This is a genomic window from Solibacillus sp., assembly GCF_040273735.1.
Taxonomy (GTDB): domain Bacteria; phylum Bacillota; class Bacilli; order Bacillales_A; family Planococcaceae; genus Solibacillus.
Map to the genome: position 1 here is coordinate 165,585 of NZ_JBELZM010000005.1, position 19,453 is coordinate 185,037.

General features: G+C 34.7%; 27 protein-coding genes and 1 pseudogene. 20 read left to right on the top strand and 8 right to left on the bottom strand.

The window, feature by feature from the left end; genetic code table 11:
* Window positions 1-52: 52 nt before the first annotated feature.
* From ABS917_RS07520 to ABS917_RS07530, 3 genes are read left to right on the top strand one after another with little or no spacing between them, the layout of a single operon-like run.
* Window positions 53-397: a hypothetical protein gene (locus ABS917_RS07520; RefSeq protein ID WP_350478428.1), complete on the top strand. Its 345-nt coding sequence runs from the start codon at window positions 53-55 to the stop codon at window positions 395-397.
* Window positions 398-433: 36 nt separating this feature from the next.
* A complete protein-coding gene (locus ABS917_RS07525) occupies window positions 434-886 on the top strand; it encodes a GNAT family N-acetyltransferase (protein WP_350478429.1) in 453 nt (150 codons plus the stop codon).
* Between the two features lie 30 nt (window positions 887-916).
* A complete protein-coding gene (locus ABS917_RS07530) occupies window positions 917-1,192 on the top strand; it encodes a hypothetical protein (protein ID WP_350478430.1) in 276 nt (91 codons plus the stop codon).
* A 170-nt stretch (window positions 1,193-1,362) separates the two neighbouring features.
* Here ABS917_RS07530 and ABS917_RS07535 read toward each other — a convergent pair whose 3' ends face one another.
* Genes ABS917_RS07535 through ABS917_RS07545 form a run of 3 tightly spaced genes read right to left on the bottom strand, consistent with a single transcriptional unit; the run spans window position 1,363 to window position 4,200 of the window.
* Complete coding sequence (locus tag ABS917_RS07535; RefSeq protein ID WP_350478461.1) at window positions 1,363-2,151, bottom strand: ABC transporter ATP-binding protein; 789 nt, start codon at window positions 2,149-2,151, stop codon at window positions 1,363-1,365.
* A gap of 1 nt (window position 2,152) precedes the next feature.
* Window positions 2,153-3,190 carry a FecCD family ABC transporter permease gene (locus ABS917_RS07540; protein ID WP_350478431.1) on the bottom strand — a complete coding sequence of 346 codons (1,038 nt, stop codon included), beginning with the start codon at window positions 3,188-3,190 and terminating at the stop codon, window positions 2,153-2,155.
* A gap of 8 nt (window positions 3,191-3,198) precedes the next feature.
* Window positions 3,199-4,200, bottom strand: coding sequence for a FecCD family ABC transporter permease (locus ABS917_RS07545; protein ID WP_350478432.1), 1,002 nt, complete (start codon window positions 4,198-4,200; stop codon window positions 3,199-3,201).
* Between the two features lie 150 nt (window positions 4,201-4,350).
* Here ABS917_RS07545 and ABS917_RS07550 point away from each other — a divergent pair, with 150 nt between their 5' ends.
* From ABS917_RS07550 to ABS917_RS07620, 15 genes are all read left to right on the top strand, one after another.
* On the top strand, window positions 4,351-5,334 hold the full coding sequence (locus tag ABS917_RS07550; RefSeq protein WP_350478433.1) for an ABC transporter substrate-binding protein: 984 nt from the start codon (window positions 4,351-4,353) through the stop codon (window positions 5,332-5,334).
* Window positions 5,335-5,515: 181 nt separating this feature from the next.
* On the top strand, window positions 5,516-5,971 hold the full coding sequence (locus ABS917_RS07555; protein ID WP_350478434.1) for a GNAT family N-acetyltransferase: 456 nt from the start codon (window positions 5,516-5,518) through the stop codon (window positions 5,969-5,971).
* A 39-nt stretch (window positions 5,972-6,010) separates the two neighbouring features.
* Window positions 6,011-6,496: an NUDIX hydrolase gene (locus tag ABS917_RS07560; RefSeq protein WP_350478435.1), complete on the top strand. Its 486-nt coding sequence runs from the start codon at window positions 6,011-6,013 to the stop codon at window positions 6,494-6,496.
* 493 nt (window positions 6,497-6,989) lie between these two features.
* Window positions 6,990-7,481 carry an RNA polymerase sigma factor gene (locus ABS917_RS07565; protein WP_350478436.1) on the top strand — a complete coding sequence of 164 codons (492 nt, stop codon included), beginning with the start codon at window positions 6,990-6,992 and terminating at the stop codon, window positions 7,479-7,481.
* A 4-nt stretch (window positions 7,482-7,485) separates the two neighbouring features.
* Window positions 7,486-7,974, top strand: coding sequence for a zf-HC2 domain-containing protein (locus ABS917_RS07570; protein WP_350478437.1), 489 nt, complete (start codon window positions 7,486-7,488; stop codon window positions 7,972-7,974).
* Between the two features lie 14 nt (window positions 7,975-7,988).
* The gene (locus ABS917_RS07575; RefSeq protein ID WP_350478438.1) at window positions 7,989-8,645 is read left to right on the top strand and encodes a YesK family protein; all 657 of its coding nucleotides are present in this window, start codon (window positions 7,989-7,991) and stop codon (window positions 8,643-8,645) included.
* 225 nt (window positions 8,646-8,870) lie between these two features.
* Window positions 8,871-9,392 carry an AAA family ATPase gene (locus ABS917_RS07580; protein ID WP_350478462.1) on the top strand — a complete coding sequence of 174 codons (522 nt, stop codon included), beginning with the start codon at window positions 8,871-8,873 and terminating at the stop codon, window positions 9,390-9,392.
* 44 nt (window positions 9,393-9,436) lie between these two features.
* Window positions 9,437-10,231, top strand: coding sequence for a phosphotransferase family protein (locus tag ABS917_RS07585; RefSeq protein WP_350478439.1), 795 nt, complete (start codon window positions 9,437-9,439; stop codon window positions 10,229-10,231).
* A gap of 166 nt (window positions 10,232-10,397) precedes the next feature.
* Window positions 10,398-10,661, top strand: a complete 264-nt coding sequence (locus tag ABS917_RS07590) for a CPCC family cysteine-rich protein (RefSeq protein ID WP_350478440.1) — start codon at window positions 10,398-10,400, stop codon at window positions 10,659-10,661.
* Window positions 10,662-10,857: 196 nt separating this feature from the next.
* Complete coding sequence (locus ABS917_RS07595; protein ID WP_350478441.1) at window positions 10,858-11,715, top strand: VHS/ENTH/ANTH domain-containing protein; 858 nt, start codon at window positions 10,858-10,860, stop codon at window positions 11,713-11,715.
* Between the two features lie 26 nt (window positions 11,716-11,741).
* Window positions 11,742-12,254, top strand: a complete 513-nt coding sequence (locus ABS917_RS07600) for a hypothetical protein (RefSeq protein ID WP_350478442.1) — start codon at window positions 11,742-11,744, stop codon at window positions 12,252-12,254.
* A gap of 362 nt (window positions 12,255-12,616) precedes the next feature.
* Window positions 12,617-13,951: a tetratricopeptide repeat protein gene (locus ABS917_RS07605; protein ID WP_350478443.1), complete on the top strand. Its 1,335-nt coding sequence runs from the start codon at window positions 12,617-12,619 to the stop codon at window positions 13,949-13,951.
* Window positions 13,951-14,412, top strand: coding sequence for a hypothetical protein (locus ABS917_RS07610; protein WP_350478444.1), 462 nt, complete (start codon window positions 13,951-13,953; stop codon window positions 14,410-14,412). Before ABS917_RS07605 ends, ABS917_RS07610 begins: the two co-directional genes overlap by 1 nt.
* A 43-nt stretch (window positions 14,413-14,455) precedes the next feature.
* Window positions 14,456-14,758, top strand: a complete 303-nt coding sequence (locus ABS917_RS07615; protein ID WP_350478445.1) for a hypothetical protein — start codon at window positions 14,456-14,458, stop codon at window positions 14,756-14,758.
* A gap of 83 nt (window positions 14,759-14,841) precedes the next feature.
* A complete protein-coding gene (locus tag ABS917_RS07620; protein WP_350478446.1) occupies window positions 14,842-15,162 on the top strand; it encodes a hypothetical protein in 321 nt (106 codons plus the stop codon).
* Between the two features lie 81 nt (window positions 15,163-15,243).
* Here the strand turns inward: ABS917_RS07620 and ABS917_RS07625 are convergent, their stop codons facing one another.
* Both ABS917_RS07625 and ABS917_RS07630 read right to left on the bottom strand, forming a co-directional pair.
* Window positions 15,244-15,459, bottom strand: coding sequence for a hypothetical protein (locus ABS917_RS07625; RefSeq protein WP_350478447.1), 216 nt, complete (start codon window positions 15,457-15,459; stop codon window positions 15,244-15,246).
* Window positions 15,460-15,512: 53 nt separating this feature from the next.
* On the bottom strand, window positions 15,513-16,007 hold the full coding sequence (locus ABS917_RS07630; RefSeq protein WP_350478463.1) for a GNAT family N-acetyltransferase: 495 nt from the start codon (window positions 16,005-16,007) through the stop codon (window positions 15,513-15,515).
* 219 nt (window positions 16,008-16,226) lie between these two features.
* On the opposite strand from ABS917_RS07630, the pseudogene ABS917_RS18920 reads away from it, so the two are divergent.
* A pseudogene (locus ABS917_RS18920) lies at window positions 16,227-16,358 on the top strand (cytidine deaminase); the annotation flags it as partial.
* 103 nt (window positions 16,359-16,461) lie between these two features.
* On the opposite strand, the gene ABS917_RS07640 reads toward ABS917_RS18920, so the two are convergent.
* A complete protein-coding gene (locus ABS917_RS07640) occupies window positions 16,462-17,070 on the bottom strand; it encodes a DUF2812 domain-containing protein (RefSeq protein ID WP_350478448.1) in 609 nt (202 codons plus the stop codon).
* Complete coding sequence (locus ABS917_RS07645) at window positions 17,057-17,380, bottom strand: PadR family transcriptional regulator (protein WP_350478449.1); 324 nt, start codon at window positions 17,378-17,380, stop codon at window positions 17,057-17,059. Before ABS917_RS07645 ends, ABS917_RS07640 begins: the two co-directional genes overlap by 14 nt.
* A gap of 225 nt (window positions 17,381-17,605) precedes the next feature.
* Here ABS917_RS07645 and ABS917_RS07650 point away from each other — a divergent pair, with 225 nt between their 5' ends.
* Window positions 17,606-18,637 carry a S66 family peptidase gene (locus ABS917_RS07650; RefSeq protein ID WP_350478450.1) on the top strand — a complete coding sequence of 344 codons (1,032 nt, stop codon included), beginning with the start codon at window positions 17,606-17,608 and terminating at the stop codon, window positions 18,635-18,637.
* 523 nt (window positions 18,638-19,160) lie between these two features.
* On the opposite strand, the gene sspO is transcribed toward ABS917_RS07650, so the two are convergent.
* Window positions 19,161-19,310 carry a small acid-soluble spore protein O gene (sspO, locus tag ABS917_RS07655; protein WP_350478451.1) on the bottom strand — a complete coding sequence of 50 codons (150 nt, stop codon included), beginning with the start codon at window positions 19,308-19,310 and terminating at the stop codon, window positions 19,161-19,163.
* Between the last annotated feature and the right edge of the window lie 143 nt (window positions 19,311-19,453).

The window sequence follows — 19,453 nt, forward strand, 5'->3', positions numbered from 1 at the left end:
ATGTTCAACGCTTTTTTATTCAATTAGGGCTGTTAAGAGGGGAGGTATTATTATGGGCGGAGATTCTCTTGTTTGGCTGGTTATAATTTTGTCTATTTTAATTTGTGATGGAATAGCCGTGTATTTATACCGTATAAAAAAATTCCCTATATGGGCATCGGCAATTATTATAGCCCTTTTAGTTCCAGTGATCGTTTATAGTTTTGTGTCTTTAGGAATTGATTATTTTAAAAGAACCAATACCGATCCGGATGATACAGGAGAAGGAATAGCATTTGCAGGTGGATTTATTGCAATAGTACTGGCATTCAATGCAATAGTTATTTTTGTAATTGGAGTTATTTTAAATATCTACACTTTCATTAAAAAGAAAAATAGGAAAGATTACAACAAGTAATAATTTGGGGTGTGAAAGTAAATTGGAGGTAATGTAGTGAACTCGCATAATTTAATCATAACGCAATATCATCCAAAATATGCTGAACAGACAGTGTCGATGTGGCGAGAAAGTAAGGAAAAGGCTATTGGTCAGAAAGAAGGACATAGCTTTGAAAATCATATATATTTTTTAAATAATATATTACCTGAAAATTATCAAATAGATATAGTGCTAATAGATGACAAAGTAGTTGGTATGATTGCCTATAATGATAGGGAAATCAGCCAACTTTATATTCATATTGATTATCAAGGATTTGGTATAGGCCAAATATTACTTGATAATGCAAAAGAACTGTCCAGTGGAAAATTAACATTATATACATTTGAAGTAAATGAAAACGCGCGGCGATTTTATGAAAAGAATGGCTTTAGAATCAGATCAAAAGGGCATGAGAAAGAAGAAAATTTAACTGATATTCTTTATGAATGGACTTCCAACAATTAAATTAATGATGAAAATGGGGAGTGATAGTTGTTGAGAGTAATTTTTTCAGTAGTATCCGCATTTCTTTGTTTTTTAACAATTTCATTATTTAATGAAATGCCTTTTCGTTTGGGGGAAAAGATTTTTAACTTAATTGTTGGCACTAATCTTTACTTACCATTTGTATTAGGCGTATTAGGATTATTATTTGCAATGTTCGGTGTGAAAGGGTATATCAGACTTACATTACTAGGATTAAATACAGTTGGTTTGGTTGGCTATCTTGCTATATTTATAATGGCAACTGCGGGTTTTCAAGAGCCATAATATTTTAACTTAAAACCTAAATTAGCTTAGTGTGCTATGTAAGCATTATTTCAGTGGGCGTTTTCCTTGAATAGGAAAAGCCTCTTTTTGCGTTTAATGGCCAAATCTATAAATACAATGTTTACGCAATTGAGTAGAGGACTATAAAAATAACCAAGACAATGCCTTGGCTATTTGATATTCCCATATGGAATACACATAGGGGTTCCGTAGATCGGATCTTCTATAATCTCGCAATTCAGTTGAAAAACATCTTGAACAAGCTTTATTGTGAAAATGTCCTCTGGTTTTCCTTGTGCATATATACCTTTATTGACGAGGGCAATAATATTGGTAGCATAGCGGCAAGCCAAATTGATGTCATGCAGTACCATAACGATTGTTCGATTTTTTTCTTTGTTCAACTTATACAATAAATCCAATACTTCAATTTGATGGGTGACATCTAAATAGGTTGTTGGTTCATCAAGTAAAATAATATCTGTTTGTTGTGCCAAAGTCATCGCAATCCATGCACGTTGTCTTTGTCCACCTGAAAGATTATCAACTTCAATATCTTTAAATTCTGTTAAACCTGTGGCAGCAATCGCTTGTTCAACAATTAGTTGATCCTCATTAGACCATTGTTTGCGCCAGTTTTGATACGGAAAGCGTCCTTGCTTCACTAATTGTAGGACGGTTAAACCTTCAGGTGCCATTGGCTGTTGCGGTAAAATGGCCAGTCTCTTAGCAGTATCTTTTGCGGACAATTTCGTAATATCCTCATTATTTAAAAAGATGGTTCCGCTTTGCGGTTTCAATAATCGGGCAATGGATCTTAGAAGTGTGGATTTCCCGCAACCGTTTGCACCTATTAATACAGTGATTTCTCCTTTAGGCAACACTAAATCTAAAGGCTCGATAATAATTTTTTCACCGTAATTTAACTGTAGCTGCTTTGTTTCAATCATTCTTATCAGCCTACCTTTTTTGCATTTTAATTAACAAATAAATAAAGTAAGGTGCCCCTATTGCGGCAGTAAATACCCCAGCAGGAACAACAATAGAACCAAATAAGCTCCGTCCTATTGTATCAGCTAGGACAACTAGTATCCCACCGATACAAGCTGAAGCAGGAACTAGCGAGCCAAAGGATGATCCTACTAATTTACGAGCAATATGTGGAGCCATTAATCCTACAAACCCAATTGTACCGGCAAATGAGACGGCACTCCCTACAAGAGCTGTACATAAAAGTAACAATGCCAGTCTGGTTTTTTGCGCATGCTGTCCTAGGCTGGTTGCCACATCATCACCAAATTGCTGTAAATTTAAATGGCGAGTAACGAGCAGAGTAATAATGAATAAGCAAGTGACTACGGGAATAATTATTTTCACTTGTTGCCATGTTGCACTATTCACACTTCCGGTAATCCATACATTTGCTTTGCTTGCCTGATGAATTGGGCCGATGAGCATTAATAAAGTTGTTAATGCCTGCATTAATGAAGCAATACCAACCCCGATCATAACGAGCCGAGTCGCTGATACACCATTTTTCCAAGCTAAACTGTAGACGAGTAGTGCCGTAGCTAAAGCACCGATAAATGCTGCGAACGGCATCCATTCGATACTTACAGTTAGTGAATTGTTAGCATCGCTAAATATTGCCAAAAATGCAACAACGGCTGTGCCTGCACCAGTTGAAATACCGATTACATCTGGTGAAGCTAAAGGGTTACGAATAATTCCTTGTAAAATTGCACCTGAAATTGCTAACCCCATACCAGCAAATAAAGAGATAAAAATTCGTGGCATTCGAAATTCTTGAACGATTAATGTGTCAAATGCGGAACCATTACCAAAGAGTATCGAAATAACTTTAAGCGGGGAAATAAAGGAATCACCAATCGATAAACTCAAAATAAACGTTAAAGCAACTATAAGCATTAATATGAATAGCTTTATTACAGCACTTATATCTACTAATTGTGAAAAATAATTTGATTGTAAGTTCATTAACTTTTTCATCCTTTATTAAATCCCTTTCTAGCTATATATACAAAGATTGGTGTGCCAATTATGGCAGTCATGACGCCCACGGGTACTTCTTGTGGCATGATGATATAGCGTGCACCTAAATCTGCAAATAGTAATAATATCGCTCCAAGAAGTGCAGCTAACGGAATATACCATTGATGTTCCGTACCAATTATTTTGCGGGCAATATGAGGAATGATCAAACCGATAAAGCTTATAGGCCCAGCGATTGCAACTGAACCTCCAGCTAGTAGTACAACAATGAGTATAATTAATAACTTGGTTTTTAAAACATTCAATCCTAGCCCTTTTGCAACATCCTCACCTAATGACAACAAATTCAATTGTTTCGCCATAATCGCAGTAATAAGCCAGCCTATTGCAAAAAAAGGCAGTACTACCCAAAGCATTTGGAGATCCCTTCCTTGTACAGATCCCGCTAGCCAAAATAATACCTGATCGAGCTGTGCTTCATTGATCGCTAACAAGCCTTGAGTTATGGAATAAAACAACGCACCTAGAGCAGTCCCGGCTAAAGTCAAGTTCATAGGCATCATCTCTCCATGCCCGACAGAACTAATCGCTAAAATAATAAGGGCCGATACAGCAGCACCTAAAAATGCCGCTAATGTAAAACTAAAGAGACTTGTCATTTGTAAAACACTTAAACCAAGTACTACAAATAAGCCAGCGCCAGCATTGATTCCTAAAATACCAGGAGAGGCTAAAGGATTTCTTGTCATTGTTTGAAGTAAAGCACCTGCAATTGCAAGGGATGCTCCAACAAAAGTGGCAATTAGCGCCCTGGGTAAACGGTGCTTAAGAATAATGAGATGTTCATTACTTTTGTTGAAATGGAAAAATGCTTCCCAAGTTGTATGTAGATTAGTATTAGCATAGCCATATGTAATACTTAGAACGGTCCCTATTATCATCAAAATAAAACCGGATAATAATAGAATTACTTTCGATAAGTTACTTTTCATCATATGAATTCCTTTGATTAGAATGAATATTTAAAAATTAATGTTGACAGAAGATTCCTAGTCAAATATGATTTAAACTGTTAGAAAATGATAATCATTATCAATTATGTATTGGCACAATAATACTAACACACATATCGGAGGAAGAAAAGTATGAAAATGTTATTTAGTAAAGTCTTAGGAATATTATTACTGTTTACAGTTTGTATTCTAGCTGCGTGTAGCGATACAGAGGAAAATCAAGAGGCAAGCAGTGCTGAGCCGGCCGAACAAAAATCTACATCATATACAGTACAGCATGCGATGGGTTCTACAAATATTTCATCAACACCCGAGAAAATCGTCGTACTAACAAATGAAGGAACAGAAGCATTACTTGCTTTAGGAATTAAACCGGTTGGCGCTGTATCTTCATGGTCAGGTGAACCTTGGTATGAACATATTGCGGCTCAAATGGATGGAGTAGAAGTAGTAGGACAAGAAACAGCTGTCGATTTGGAAGCGATTGCAAAGTTAAAGCCAGATTTAATTATCGGTAATAAAATCCGTCAGGAAGCTGATTATGAAAACTTAAGTAAAATTGCGCCAACTGTTTTTGCTGAAACATTAACAGGTCAATGGAAGGATAATTTCTCATTATATGCAGAAGCAGTTGATGCTGTAAATAAAGGCGAAGAAGTATTGGAGAATTATGATGCCCATATTCAAGAAACAAAAGAATCTTTAGGTGATGTAACAAACCAATCTGTATCTGTCGTCCGTTTCTTAACAGGCACTTCTAGAATTTACTACACAGATTCGTTTTCGGGTGTTATTTTAAATGAATTAGGATTTAATAGAGTAGAAGAGCAAGCAGATTTATTTACTAAAGATAATCAAATGGCGGTAGAAGTCGGTAAAGAATTAATTCCACAAATGGATGGGGATTTACTATTCTACTTTACATATTTACCAACAGGTGACGATTCCGCATCTGCAACAGAAGCTGAATGGACGGCTGATCCATTATGGCAAAATCTCGAAGCAGTAAAAAATGGGAAAGCTATTAGCGTGAGTGATGCTGTGTGGAATACAGCAGGCGGCATTTTAGCTGCTCAAAAAATGCTTGAAGAAATTCAAGAATTATTAGCTCCTTAATTCGAAAAAGCAGACATTTAGAATTGATTACATTGCAATTCTTAACCGTCTGTTTTTTTATTTAGTCTTTAGTTAAACATGCTTGGTGAAGCTATTTGAAAAAAATTACAAACAATTAGAGGAATATAGCACCTTCTTATCTAATCAGTATGTAATATCTACATTGAAAGGAGCAGCGCAATTGTATCAATATTTTAATGGTTTCGTCATTAGGGAAGGTACTGAAGGAATTCCGGCTGATTTTGTAGAGTCCTTGTTTAAAGACGCTGGATGGGCAAAAAATATTCCATCTTGGCAAAAAGAAAAATACTCACTCATTTTTAAAAATTCGACTTGGGCATTCACTGTTTGGGAAAATGAGAGAATGATTGCAATGGTTAGAGTGATTTCCGATCAAATCATGGCAGCGAATATAATGGATTTAGTCGTTTTATCAGAATATAGGGGCAAAGGGATAGGTAAAAAACTTGTAGAATTATGTATTCAAAAACTTCCGCATGGAGATTGGTTTGCGCACACTTCAGCAAATAATTTCAAATTTTATGAGAGCTGCGGTATGGAAGTGAAAGATTTATCGACCCATGGGACTTGTGTATATTATGGTTATATCCAAGCAAGGAAAGATGGACACCGTTAAAATCTATTATTCAGATAGAAGTTTATATGGAGGAGAAAAATGACTACAACGTATGTTAATTGGGGCAAATCAAGAGTTAAATTAACTTGGGAAGAAAATACTTCACTTCCTCAATATAATTTAATAACAAGTGTACATGGTTTTTGTTTTCAAGAAGATCAACTGTTACTAGTCGACTTAAAGGATCGAGGGTGGGATTTTCCCGGAGGACACATCGAACCAGAGGAAACTCCAGAGGAATGCTTTAAACGGGAAGCTTTGGAAGAGGGGTATATTGAAGGAGAATGTAAGTTATTAGGATATATAATTGTAGACCATTGTGAAAATCCAATGTGGACAGAAGGCAGTCCATATCCTAAAATCGGCTATCAGGTTTTCTTCAAAATGAATATCACAAAACTGTTACCGTTTGAAGGGAGATATGAATCTACCCGACGTATCTTTATAAATCCTAATGATATTTCCGACTATTATCCGAAATGGAATAGACTTTATCAGGAAATAATGGACTGTACTAAACAATAAATGACGTATAAAATTTTATACATATACATTATATTTTTGATGTTGATGTAAATTAACTGAACTATTTGAGGTTAAAGAGATGGGTGCAGGATATTCAAATATCCATGCGCCTTTTTGCTATTTATAAAATGGTAGACAACCCCCTCAATGCAATCAACTAATAATAAACGGATCAAATCATTTCAATCACCTATTTTAGGGATTTTTGTAATAAGAAATGAAAGCCGGGCAATTATAACCCTTTATCCACTGATCCAGGCAGAATCGGGAATGTGCTAAATTTATTCGGCACAATCAAAAATACGGTTTACACCCACCTGATTTCAGCCTTTCACGTGTTAATATACCGACTTCTTTGAAGTGCAAATAAAAAGGTGAAATGGGTATTTATGTTGTTGGTAACACCTTTTGTTAAATAAAGAAAATAAAAGCAACTTTCGAAGTTACCCACTCGTCTCACTTTTGAAGGGAAAATGGTTCAGGGAGATTAAAAATGTCTAAAATGAATCCTTTAGTACTGATTGAAGAAATATACAATGAGCATTATGCGTATTTAAGAAACTTTTTAATAGGTCTTACCAAAAGTGACGTAATAGCTGATGATATTATTCAAGATTTTTTCACAAAAATTCTAGTTTCACCCTCAGTAGTTACAGAAGTTAAGTATATGAGGAGCTGGTTAATAACAGGGGTTAAAAACACTCTACTTGATTATTATAAAAAGAAGAAGCCTGAGTTGCTTCAAGATGAGAATATTATAGAAACGTTGTTGGTTGACAACTATACGCCAGAAGTAAGTGCAACAATAAACAACGAATTGGAAACAATTTTAGGCAAGCTGTCCACTTCTGAAAAAGCAATTATTATAGCAAAAGAATATTATGGTTATGACTACAATGAAATTAGCGATCTTTTAAATATACCAGTATCTACAATAAAATCGATAGTGTTCAGAATGAGGAAAAGAATGATTAAAGCGAGGTAGTTCTATGGATTCTTTTAATAAAATACATCTTTTATCTCTAGAGTTGATCCCCATAATTAACGACTTGGATGAAGAACCAAGACAGGTTATTTTAGAACATATCACATACTGTGAAGATTGCAGAAAATTATATGATAATACTGAGAACTTTAATAATACTTTGCCAAAACACGATTACTCAGAGAATGTGGAGTTGAAGCCCTTAAAAAAATTAGTGCAGTTTAATAATGGATTAAAGTTATTAATGATTACTGTAAGAGCGATAACTTTGTTTTATATTGTTTACTCCAGCTTTAAATATAATGGTGCCGAGTCTGTACCATCATTGCTGGAGTACATTAAATCAGGAATATTTCTGTTTTATATCCCAGCTGCCATATTTCTATTAGTATTTACATTTACTTTCTTCAATAAAAAATGGTTCTGGATATCCCTGGTGACGGATTTAGTAATTATTATATTTTTAGAAAAAGTATTGCAGTTATTTTTATAAATGGAGGTGCTAACATGGCCTATTTAATCATGTTGGTTGGATTGTTTTTAGGTATTATATTTTATGCGTTTGTATTTATTGCTTCAAAAAGGAATGGCAAATACTATTTGGCACCTGTCATCACTTTTCTCTTTTCAGGAATGATTGTTGCGTACAGCATATTCATGGTTGGAGGATTTGAGGGGATGGGTTATTTATTTCTAGCAGCAGGTTTTTGTATTGTTAGTATATTGGGGACATTATTTTTACCCTTACTAATACGTAGAATTGAATCACAGCCTCTTAATAAGAGAGATAAAATCAGTTTATTTCTTTTACCTATTATATTTTTTGCGACAATCGGGATATCCATATTTTCACAAGATGGATATTGGATTATCGAACAGGCAAGTGCTGCTCCTGTAGATACAGAAGGTTATCGGATTTCCACTATTTCTGAAGGAAGTAAAGCAATTACTTTGCTACTAGGTGAAAAATATCTTGGTAAAGAAATTGAAGTGGAAAACGTGAGCAAATGGGGCTCTACGAAAATTATTCTGAAATTTGTAGATGGAGGGGATGAGCATAAAGTTCCTTTTATACAAATAGGTCTTAATGAAATAAACGAATCATTGAAAGTACAAACAACAGATGGTAAAATTTTTCAACCATTAGGAAGTTCAAGAAAGTGAAGTAGAATTCAGTGACATCACCTCTTTTAGTGACAATTAACCCCACTCTTTTAGTAGTGCGGGTTTTTTAAAAACTATAATTGAATGACAGAAATAAATAGAAGATAGTAGATTAAAAGGGGGCAAATTCAGATAATATACTCTTTTAAAAAAGAGATACAAGAAGCATTGGATAGTCTTGTAGAAGGATAATTGGACAACAAGGGAGATGGTGTATTGATTATAATGATAAATGGAGCATTTGGTGCAGGCAAAACTACAATAGCAAATAGGCTCGTGAACGAAATTGAAAATAGTATGATTTATGATCCTGAAGAGATAGGTTACATGTTAAGAAATGTTATTCCCATTGATATTAAAAGAACTGAATCCGTTACAGGAGACTTTCAAGATCTGGATTTATGGAAGGAAATAACCGTTGATATGGGGAAGAAGTTAATTACTAAATATAATATCAATCTAATCGTGCCAATGACAATCAGAAAAATAGAATACTTTCACTACATTTACAACGGATTTAAAAGTATTGATGAACAAACCTATCATTTTTGTTTGAATGCAAGTAAAGAGACAATTTACGAAAGGTTAAGATTACGTGGAGAGGAAGAAGGCAACTGGTGTTATCAACAAACCGATAAATGCTTAGAGGCATTCAATCAATCTGATTTTGGAGAGTATATAGATACTGAAAGAAAAAGTATCGATGAAATTATTCAAGACCTGAAAGGAAAGTTAAAACATCTTTAAATCAAAATATATTGATTATCAACTACTGGAGGAGATGTACTCAATTGCTGCCGATTAGTGTTGAAGAGATTCCAATTGAAATACACAAGTTTCTTAATAAGGTTAATTCAATGAGCTTTCCACGACAAGGTTATACTTCCAATGTTGGGTTAATTGGAAATGATCAAGGGATTTATGCACTCAAGAGAACTAAAGGAGAGTTAAACTGTGCTTTGCTAAAGCGAGAAGTATCGGTAATTAACTGTTTGACTCAAAAAACGAAATTACCTATTCCAAAGGTGAAAAACTTCGTTGAACAAGTATCCGTAAAGGAATCTTGGGCTCTTATTGAGTTTTTAGAAGGGGAAACTGTACGATCCGCTTTATATAACGAAAAAAGTAAGGAGAAACGGCAGGAAATAATATATAACTTTGGTAAACTCTTGTGGCAAATTCATTCAACACCTTGTCCTGCTGAACTAATAGGTGAACTTCCTTGGATCGATGAGAGGTTATGCCAGGCAGAATTTAATTTGAGAAAATATCATGTGGACGGTACTGGGGAATTATTAGAAAAAATCAAATCTATTAAACCGAAAGACTATAATCAAACGCTCATACACGGGGATTTTACAATTGATAATGTTTTAGTCAACAACGGCAAAATTACAGGCGTAATAGACTGGGGTGGTGGTGCATTCGGCGATCCAAGATATGACGTATCATTAGCTATACGCCCTAAACCCTATGCCTTTGAGAATGAAATAGATATACAAATCTTCTTTGAAGGGTATGGGGACAAAATCATTGATGATAATGAGTACGATTATTTTGTAAATGGATTATATGAGTTTTTTTAATTATGGTTACTTTGTTTTTAATAAATAGGCGCGGTTCTTTTTGGGAGGATTGTTGAGAAATTTGTCTGGGAATTGGATATATATGTTAGGATAACAACAATATGATTTTAAGAATAAACTGAAACTTAACAGGAAATTGAAGGTTAAATAAATGTGAGGTGATAATATGAAATATACTTGTCCTTGTTGTGGCTATAAAACGTTAGATGAAGAACCTCCGGGAACATATAATATATGCAGTATCTGTTTTTGGGAAGATGACGGAGTTCAATATGATAACCCAGATTACGAGGGCGGCGCAAACACGCCATCTTTACGAAAAGCACAGAAAAATTACCTGTTATTTGGAGCTTGTGATGAAGGGTGTAAGGAATTTGTTAGAGAACCAAATGATAAAGATGTAAAAGAATTTAACTGGAAACCATTATAGGTAAAACCACTCTCTAATAGAAAGACATATATTGGTAAATTATATAGTGCAGCCAATTATTTAGTGTGAAATAAATGCAATAATAATCATTACCGCTTTTTTCCCACCACAAACCTATTTATATAGAAGATACCCGCTAGACCAATTTAAATAGTTCTATATCTAGATTATTGTAACTTACTTTAAGGAGAACATCGTGAAACACAAACCAATCATCATAAAAATCGACAATTTGACTCAATACAAAATCGATACTCATCTGATTGAATCTTTAAAAAATGTACAATGGCGCATTCAGTCTAACAACTATAATGAACTAATCGCAGAAGTTTTAGATGATACTGTAAAAGCTATCGGGATGAGCTGGAACAATCCGAATCATCCATTTGCTAAATATATCCACGTTTCAGGTACAGTTTCAAACGAATTGATGAATGAACTACTTATTCATCAGCCTCCACACGATCGAATAATCTTTTCTTGTTGGGAAAATGAGCTAGAAAAAATTCAATTAATACAGCAATTTCAGTTCCAGCTTTTCAGAAAAACATTTATGGAGAACTATATGATAAATGATTTATTGCAAAAGCTTAAAGTGATGGAAGAGCCAGGATTAATGGTACCACTCGAGCAAATATTAAAACAGCCAAATTTAGAAGAAGATTTATTTAAGCTTTTAAAGTATAGCTATGAGCATACTCACTTGCATAACCCTGCAAAAGAGGTGGCATGGCAAACTTGGAAGGATAGTTTTATTAATGACTCACCTGATTTGCAATTAAGTTTTACTGTAATGGAAAACAATCGTATCACTGCTTTTATCTTCCTTCACCCTGTCAATGACGATCATTACGAAATTGGGTGGGTTGGAAACCAAAGTAATACGAATCTATTACCAATTTTAAAACAGCAATTAAATCAATTATGCGATAAAGGTATTAAGACAGTAGAGTTTGAAGTGGATACCACTGACTACAATGCTTGGCAATTCGCAGAGATATTGGATTTAAACACAAAACTTAGTTGGAATTCTTATATCCTAAAAAGTGGTTAATTTATAAATTAAAATAGGGGTGTACAGTGAAAAAAATTGCCGTTGTAATACTAGCTGTCCTGTTACTAATTAGTTGTTCTCGAAAGGAGCTTGTTATAGAGGACAAAATAAAATTTGAAATTCAAAATGTCAACGAACAGGAACTTGAACTACTGAGTAATCGTGCAAGTAACTTTACTGAGCAAGAAATTGAACAGTATTATGCAGTTATAGTTGTAGATTATCAAATATTAAATGGTAATATGTTTAACAATTTAACCGTAAACCATGATTTTGATTGGAGGGCATTTATGGATGAAATTGAATTAAAATATGGACCTATGTACATGAATGGTGAGAGTAGATCAAGCAATTTTAAAAATGGCAGCTTTAAGCAAGATTCCATACGTTTTATCTTTTATACGAAGGATTTTTCGAGAGAGCAGTTACAAAGAATTTTTGAAACCTATAAGCTTAATGTTTCGTGGCAACAGAAAGATGATGGAGAAATTATCGAAAAGATGATTCAAATTGGAGATTACTTTCAGGATAAGCGCTAAGTTATTCTACATAAAGGGTGATGTTAATATGGAAATGTTATATCTGGTAGGTGCTTTATTATTCTCGATCTTATGGTTTCTAAATTTAGTTCAGCTCTTAGAAAAATTACATCAAGGGAAAAATATACATAATCAAAAGATATTGGGCTGTGTTTGGAGTGCTTGTTTAATTTTGTTTATAATCATTTCAACATTTATAGTTCTATAACAATTTGAACGGATAGAATATGAATTTATTAGTATCGTAGAGGTGGCTGCCGGAATAGCTGCACAGAGGTAACGATACTGATCCGCAGGTCCGGTCAAACAGTTAACGCTATTTGACCAATGGAAAATATTTTTACAGAGAAGGTGGGAGAAACGTGATATTTCAATTTCAGCTAGAAGGCGAGCATTTAAATAGTGAACAGTGGGCAGTTGCCAACGGTTATATCGAAGGAGATTTACAAATTTACGTGGAGGGACAGGTGTATTTAACTAAACCCTCTGTAAATGTTGTAGAGCTGGCAAATCATTTGGGGAAATGGCTACATACGATGAGTAGTGGTAACATAAGTGACTTTAAGTATAATTTCAATAATTGTGACGAATCGCTGTTATATTTTTTTGTACAAGAAAAAGGAATTAAAATACAGTCACACCTTGAAAGTTATGAGCAACCGATTTTACCTAGTGAAACGTTGAAAAAAGCCGTTATTCGTTTTTTAGTAGCGTTAAATGTAGAGCTTCATCGAACCTATAATATTGGAAAGGTAGACCAAATTCTAACCGGCTTAATTTCAGAAAATACGAGAGCGATTATGCTGTTAGAGCAAAATAACTATGATGAATCTTTTTCACTATTTAAAAAGCTAGCTAGAGAAATACCGTCTATTCAAAGTCTTAATAATTTGGCATGGTTTATGCTGCGTGAGGAAGAGAACCGAGATGAAGCAAGGACATTATTAGAGCAAGCACTGGTCTTTAAACCGAAGTCTTCGTTTCCATATATGCTGCTCGGTGAAATCGCGTTACATAACAAGGAAGACATAGAAGCTAAAAATTATTTACAGAAGGCACTCATGTTTAACGAGGCGGAAGAAGCGACCTACAATTTAGCAATGGCGCATTTTCGGCTCGGTGAATTTGAGCAAGCAGCGAAAGTCTTTTCTCGCTGTGTAGGTGATTCAGGTATGACGCAATTACACGAGGTCGTATCTTGGCTGTATGCAGGTCATATTGATAAGGCGAAGGCACTTTTAGCCAATTGGAATGATGAAGCGGATGATTACACGGGTGCCATTGAAATTGCTGATGTTTACATAGAACTTGGTTGTTACAAGGAAGCACGAGCACAGTTTGAAAAAGAATGGAACAGCTATTACATTTCACTTTATAGCGTCAGTCGCTATGCGTATACCCTGTGGCAATTAGAAGACTACGAAGCTTGCCGATTAATCATTCAACAAGCAATTCAACAGAAAAAAGAAGAGCGAATCGATGAACTGCAAAGGGATTTAGGTGAGCATTGGACAGCGCAGGATCGTGACGAGTGCATAATTGAATTAACCGAACAGCTTCAGACTTTAGAAAAGCTATGGCAGTGCTTAGAAAACGGAGATGTACCTCCTTTTGATTACGATATGTATCCTAATGGCGGCTGTCAGTTATTTGGCTGCATGCAGCATGGCAATCCTGAATACGAAGAGGTGACGTAATGGACATTGAATTAATTAAGCACTATGTGTATGAATTACATTGGCACTTACCTGAAGAAACTCAGCGGGAGGCAATAGATTGGCTTGTGGCGCGTACACCGCGTCATCAGCTTGCGCTCGTTTTTCCACCCTATGGGAAAAACTACTGGCAAAATAGTGTGAAGGTAGTTACGAAAATCGGTTATCCGGACAACATCGCCGCTTTACCAAGTATAGTCCAGTTGTTTCAGGATATTAACTGGCCTGGTGCTGAGGAAGCGGTGGAATATTTTCAAACATTACCAAAATCAACTGTTATCCCTTTTATAGAAGCTGGAGGAGTGCTGGCGATGACGAAGCAGGATGAGCAATGGCTTTGGTTTTTGTGGGCAGTTTGTGAAAGATTACATATTGAACGAGGCGATTTTCTAGATAGCACTGTTTTTGATAAGATGGAAGAAATTTATATGCGTGATGCTTAAAATCTAAGCTATACGACTGGCTAGCAACCAGTAGTGATCAAATATGTTAGTTGAAATGGATGGATATGATCAGCAAGTGCTGTTATCTGGACCAAACTATACATTAGAGCAGTTAAACAAATTTTATAAACAAGCAAAAAAGCAGGCTTCCTCAAGCACAGAAATTGCGAAGTCCATGTGTTCATATTATCAATTTAGCCGAATTCCGTATGATGCTAAGATTCAGGTGGAATTTGTAATTGATACGGATACAGGAAGGATTTATTCACCGACATATTCACCTATATATACTATTCAACAAAGTGCGCGAATCTGTAATAAGAATCAGCGCTCGTTTTCATTATAGAGTTATTCGAAAACAATCCGTACGGAATTATCTTTTAAGAGGAAGTTGGAACCATTTTATTATAATTCATGTCTTCATTATAAATGGAAGTAAAATGGATCGGAGGCATTATTAGGTGGTTATTAATAGGTCTTATTGCAATAGTGGCAACTTTTATAAACCTGTATATGTACATAACAGGTAAGGATTACAATCTTGCTATGGCAATGGGGCTATCATTTACAGGATTAACACTTTGCGCCGAATACACTCTGATAACAAATTGGGTAGAAGTAAAAGATTGGGCAGCAAATGAAGATGTAGTTCCAAGTATGGAAAAGGCATTATGGTTTTTAACTATTGTTTCTATCTCATTAAATATAGCACCGATATTTCTAGAGAAAAAAAGAAATAGTAGCAATTAACTCATTTCCACAATCGGCACTATAAAAAAAACTGTAGAACACTATGTATTGGATAGCATAAAAAGACTTTAAATTTTCATGCTATTTTTTCTCACAAATCACCGGAGACCAAAACCCATCTTTCTTTATAACTACTTCTTCCACTTGATTGAAGTTTTCAAAACACTTCTCAATAATTAGTTCATTTGCTTGATGATTCTTATAAATTTGGTTAATTGTTATACCGCCAATAGTTAGAATAAGGATACTTCCAACTATGGCAATTAACATACCCATACTAAGTTTATTATTATTCAATGGCAATATCTCCTTTCTTGTAAATCCACATACATTTTTTCTAACTCACTCATCTATTGAACGAAATACTGATAAAATAATTTATCCACTTGTAATACAGGGAAGCTTTCAAGTAATTCATTCGGATTTATCCTTGTAAATTCATTTTTTTCGTAAAATCGGTGAGCAGCTAGAAATTGTGGTGTAGTTCCTAGATAGATAACCTCTACTGAATGTTCTTTTGCCCATTCAATTGCAGCGGTTAATAAATGACTTGCGGTTTTAAATTTGGCTCCGCGAAATTCTTTATCAACAAACATCTTCCTTAATGCAACTCGGTTATCTCCTATATCCAAAAGACTTATTGTACCTACAACCTTATTATTATAATTAGCTACCCAAAAGTTACCATTCCCTGTCTGATAAAATTCTTCTATCTTAAACAAATCGGGTTGATCATTTTTTGTTATCGGGATGTTGTATTCCTGTTGCTGAATATGAAGGATTAAATCAACTACTTGAGCTTGATATTCATTTCTATACTGTTTCAAAATGAGGGAGTTCATCATCTGTTTACACCGCCTATATATGTATTTTCTAAATTTTACATTATAAATCATTTTTAGCAACCTTCTATTTATTTTTGGAATAAAAAAAGTAAAAATTAGAATAAGTATCAAAATTAATCTTCAGGAGCTAGGAATCAATGCTAGATAAAGAACTTTTTAATACAGTAAAAGAATTAGTAGATGTGAGATATCCGAGTGGTTGGGGCGGTGCGGCAGCGGGGGCCTCAAGTACAATGTGCGATTTCAAATGATACAGAAGCAATTATTTTTAAAAAATTAAAGGAACTGCAACCTTACCATTGGACAGATACATATTACGAAGAAATGGTCGATCATTGGCAGAAAATATAGTTGCTTTGTGGATTTGTCGGTTTTTGGGACAAAAAAATTGAGGAAACCGATGCATGGATTTCCTCTTTTTTTGCTATGACTGCTATAGAAATTTCCTTATATTCTATCCAATCGACTTTGCTATTTCTTTTTTATATTTAAGATACATATTTAAGGAGAGTATACCGAAAATAAGCATTATCCATGGAGAGCCGAATCTTGTAATGGCAAAAGGTGTTTCGAATAAGAATGCACTCCAAAAATCAAAGCCATTTTTGTTCCATAACTCAGGTGTATAATAAGCATCTTTAAGATTTAGAAACTGTTCTGAGCCTTGACCTTGATAAACACAAAATGTGAAGAAAAGAGAAAAGTATGCGTATGTCCCATATATTTTGCTAAGACGCTGAAAATAATGTTTTATAGAGGAAAGATCGGAAAAAAGGGAATCGTCTTTATTAGTTGGATTTAACCAATACTGTAAAGTTGAGAACCGTGAGCCACTTACATGCATCCAGCCAAAGTCCTCGAAAAAGGCTTTGTATTCCTGAAATTTTTGTTCAGATTCGAATGATTGACAATCTAATCGTAAAATTTGTTCTTTAATTGAAGTTTTTACAAATGTGTATACAGAAAAGGCATTTACACGTTTTAATTGCCAGCCTTTTTCAAGCATATAGTTTAACCATTGTTCCTCTTTTTGAGCATTCGAAAATACTTTAAACTTTTTCATCATTAAAACCTCCTTCATAAAGTGAAAGAATATGCATGAATCGTCTTTTTTCAATTTCTAATATCTCTAAGCCCTCATCCGTAATCCGATAAACTTTTCTTCGAGTGTCGTTTGAAGGAACGAGCACAATCCAGTTGTACTTCATTAAATTTTCAATAGCTCCGTACAAAGTACCTGCAGCTATCCGTACCTCACCATTACTCATAGTTTCAACCTTTTGCATAATTGCGTATCCATGCAAAGGCGTTCTTAAAGCGAGTAATATATAATGCATCGTTTCTGTTAAGGGCAATAACTTATGTCGTTTCATTACAACGCTCCTTGCCAACAATTTACAGTTGAACTTTATTTCATTATATACAGTCCAACTATACATTTCAACTGTATATATAAACAAATAAGTAAAGTGCGTGAAATTGCATTTTGTACCGTGATTTATTGTAGGTTTAGTTTCTAAATTAACGGCAGGTATTAAACTTTTTCTATAGAATTAAATTTCTATACATAAAAATAGAATTTGTAGAGGTGAGTGGAGATGTTAATTAAGCCTGTAAAGTTGCAGCCGGGAGACCGGATTGCTACAGTAAGTCCTTCATGGGGTGGAGCAGGTGAACCCGCACTTAAATGGCGATATGAACAAGGGGTTAAGAGGTTAGAGGAAGTGTTTGGACTAGAGGTAATACCAATGCCGAACAGTTTGAAAGGTGAAGAATATCTTTATCAAAACCCACAGGCTCGAGCTGAGGACTTAATGGCGGCATTTAAAGATGAACAGATCAAAGGAATCATTGCAAATATTGGGGGAGAAGATAGTATCCGCCTACTCCCTTATATTGATTTTGATGTCATACGTAAAAACCCGAAAATATTTATGGGTTACTCTGATGTAACCATTTCTCATCTATTTTGTCATAAAGCGGGAATCTCTTCATTTTATGGGCCGGCTATCTTAACCGATTTTGCTGAAAATGTACAGATGCATCCTTATACAATTGAGATGGTAAATCGGACACTATTCTCAAATGATATTATTGGTGAAATTGAGCCTGCAAACGAATGGACGAGTGAGCGCTTGGAATGGGTAGAAGAAAATAAAAATCGTCTTAGGAATATGCGGAAAAATTCAGGTTATGAAGTACTTCAGGGGACGGGTGTAGTACAGGGATATTTAATAGGTGGTGGCATTGAAGTATTAGAGTTTGCAAAGGGAACTGAAATTTGGCCAGAAAATGAATATTGGGAAAACAGCATCCTTTTCTTTGAAACATCTGAAGAATATCCAGAACCGAACCTAATTAAATATTGGTTGCGAAATTACGCAGCACAAGGCATTTTGCAAAAAACAAATGGAATCATTTTTGGTAAACCGCAGGACGAGAAGTACTACGAGGAATATAAAGAGGTAATTCATAACGTAATGAAAGAATTTGATTTAGAAAACCTGCCGATATTATACAACTTGAATTTTGGCCATACAGAACCAAAATTTATTTTACCTTATGGCGCTAAAGCAGAAGTTGACTGTGAACAGGGGAAGTTCAAAATTTTAGAAAGTGGCGTCAAATGAACTAACTGTAGTAAAAGGTTAAAAGGTACGAATGTTGATCCAACAATATTCGTACCTTTCTATTGTTTAAAACAGACACTTTGTTGGAGAATTGAGTTTGTTTCGGTATATTAAATGCAAGGTAAGTTAAAAAAATACTATATTTTTGATTTTAACGGATGGATTAATAGAAATATCAAATGTTAGTGAAGGGAGGATCTATGGGGAGTTTTAATACTTTTAAAGACAAACGTTACTGGATTCTTTTAGTTCCATTCATAATAATCTTAGTCCTATATATTTATTTTACTCCTAGTTATATGCATGAAAAGCCGTATGTTTCATCACTTTCGATTCTTATTTTTCCGACATTTTTTTGGTCTACATATCATCTTTGGAAATATTTTGGAGATATTAAGAAGAGAAATGATATGGAAAGTTGAAGCGACTTGTAACTTGTTTGAGATGTCATCGGAAAAGCTTGCGCGAATTTTTATTATAGTAAGGATAAATAGCCCCCAACGTGTTAGATGGGGGCATGATATTATTGCCGCTTCTTCGTTTTCTTATTATTAAGTCTCTCGGCAGCTGTCAAAGGTTCATTTGCTAGTTCGTGATCAAGCTCTCTTGATAAATTTTTTCTTACTGCTTGCTCATCACTAGTGCTGCGATTGTTTTTATTGTTATTGCTCATTATATACACCTCCATGATGGTAGTTTGCCACATGGTGTCTTGAGTATGCATTTTAGCTAAACCTCTCTGCATTTTATATTTTAAATATTAAAATAGTCTTCGTGACATTGTTTTAACATACTGAGGTAAGTATAGGAGGGAAT

Bases quoted from the DNA above. Each gene is read 5' to 3' on its own strand.
- ABS917_RS07520 (WP_350478428.1), top strand. From the start codon at position 53: ATGGGCGGAGATTCTCTTGTTTGGCTGGTTATAATTTTGTCTATTTTA.
- ABS917_RS07540 (WP_350478431.1), bottom strand. From the start codon at position 3,190: ATGAACTTACAATCAAATTATTTTTCACAATTAGTAGATATAAGTGCT.
- ABS917_RS07545 (WP_350478432.1), bottom strand. From the start codon at position 4,200: ATGATGAAAAGTAACTTATCGAAAGTAATTCTATTATTATCCGGTTTT.
- ABS917_RS07550 (WP_350478433.1), top strand. From the start codon at position 4,351: ATGAAAATGTTATTTAGTAAAGTCTTAGGAATATTATTACTGTTTACA.
- ABS917_RS07560 (WP_350478435.1), top strand. From the start codon at position 6,011: ATGACTACAACGTATGTTAATTGGGGCAAATCAAGAGTTAAATTAACT.
- ABS917_RS07565 (WP_350478436.1), top strand. From the start codon at position 6,990: ATGTCTAAAATGAATCCTTTAGTACTGATTGAAGAAATATACAATGAG.
- ABS917_RS07570 (WP_350478437.1), top strand. From the start codon at position 7,486: ATGGATTCTTTTAATAAAATACATCTTTTATCTCTAGAGTTGATCCCC.
- ABS917_RS07575 (WP_350478438.1), top strand. From the start codon at position 7,989: ATGGCCTATTTAATCATGTTGGTTGGATTGTTTTTAGGTATTATATTT.
- ABS917_RS07580 (WP_350478462.1), top strand. From the start codon at position 8,871: ATGATAAATGGAGCATTTGGTGCAGGCAAAACTACAATAGCAAATAGG.
- ABS917_RS07590 (WP_350478440.1), top strand. From the start codon at position 10,398: ATGAAATATACTTGTCCTTGTTGTGGCTATAAAACGTTAGATGAAGAA.
- ABS917_RS07610 (WP_350478444.1), top strand. From the start codon at position 13,951: ATGGACATTGAATTAATTAAGCACTATGTGTATGAATTACATTGGCAC.
- ABS917_RS07615 (WP_350478445.1), top strand. From the start codon at position 14,456: ATGTTAGTTGAAATGGATGGATATGATCAGCAAGTGCTGTTATCTGGA.
- ABS917_RS07620 (WP_350478446.1), top strand. From the start codon at position 14,842: ATGGAAGTAAAATGGATCGGAGGCATTATTAGGTGGTTATTAATAGGT.
- ABS917_RS07630 (WP_350478463.1), bottom strand. From the start codon at position 16,007: ATGATGAACTCCCTCATTTTGAAACAGTATAGAAATGAATATCAAGCT.
- ABS917_RS07640 (WP_350478448.1), bottom strand. From the start codon at position 17,070: ATGAAAAAGTTTAAAGTATTTTCGAATGCTCAAAAAGAGGAACAATGG.
- ABS917_RS07645 (WP_350478449.1), bottom strand. From the start codon at position 17,380: ATGAAACGACATAAGTTATTGCCCTTAACAGAAACGATGCATTATATA.
- ABS917_RS07650 (WP_350478450.1), top strand. From the start codon at position 17,606: ATGTTAATTAAGCCTGTAAAGTTGCAGCCGGGAGACCGGATTGCTACA.
- sspO (WP_350478451.1), bottom strand. From the start codon at position 19,310: ATGAGCAATAACAATAAAAACAATCGCAGCACTAGTGATGAGCAAGCA.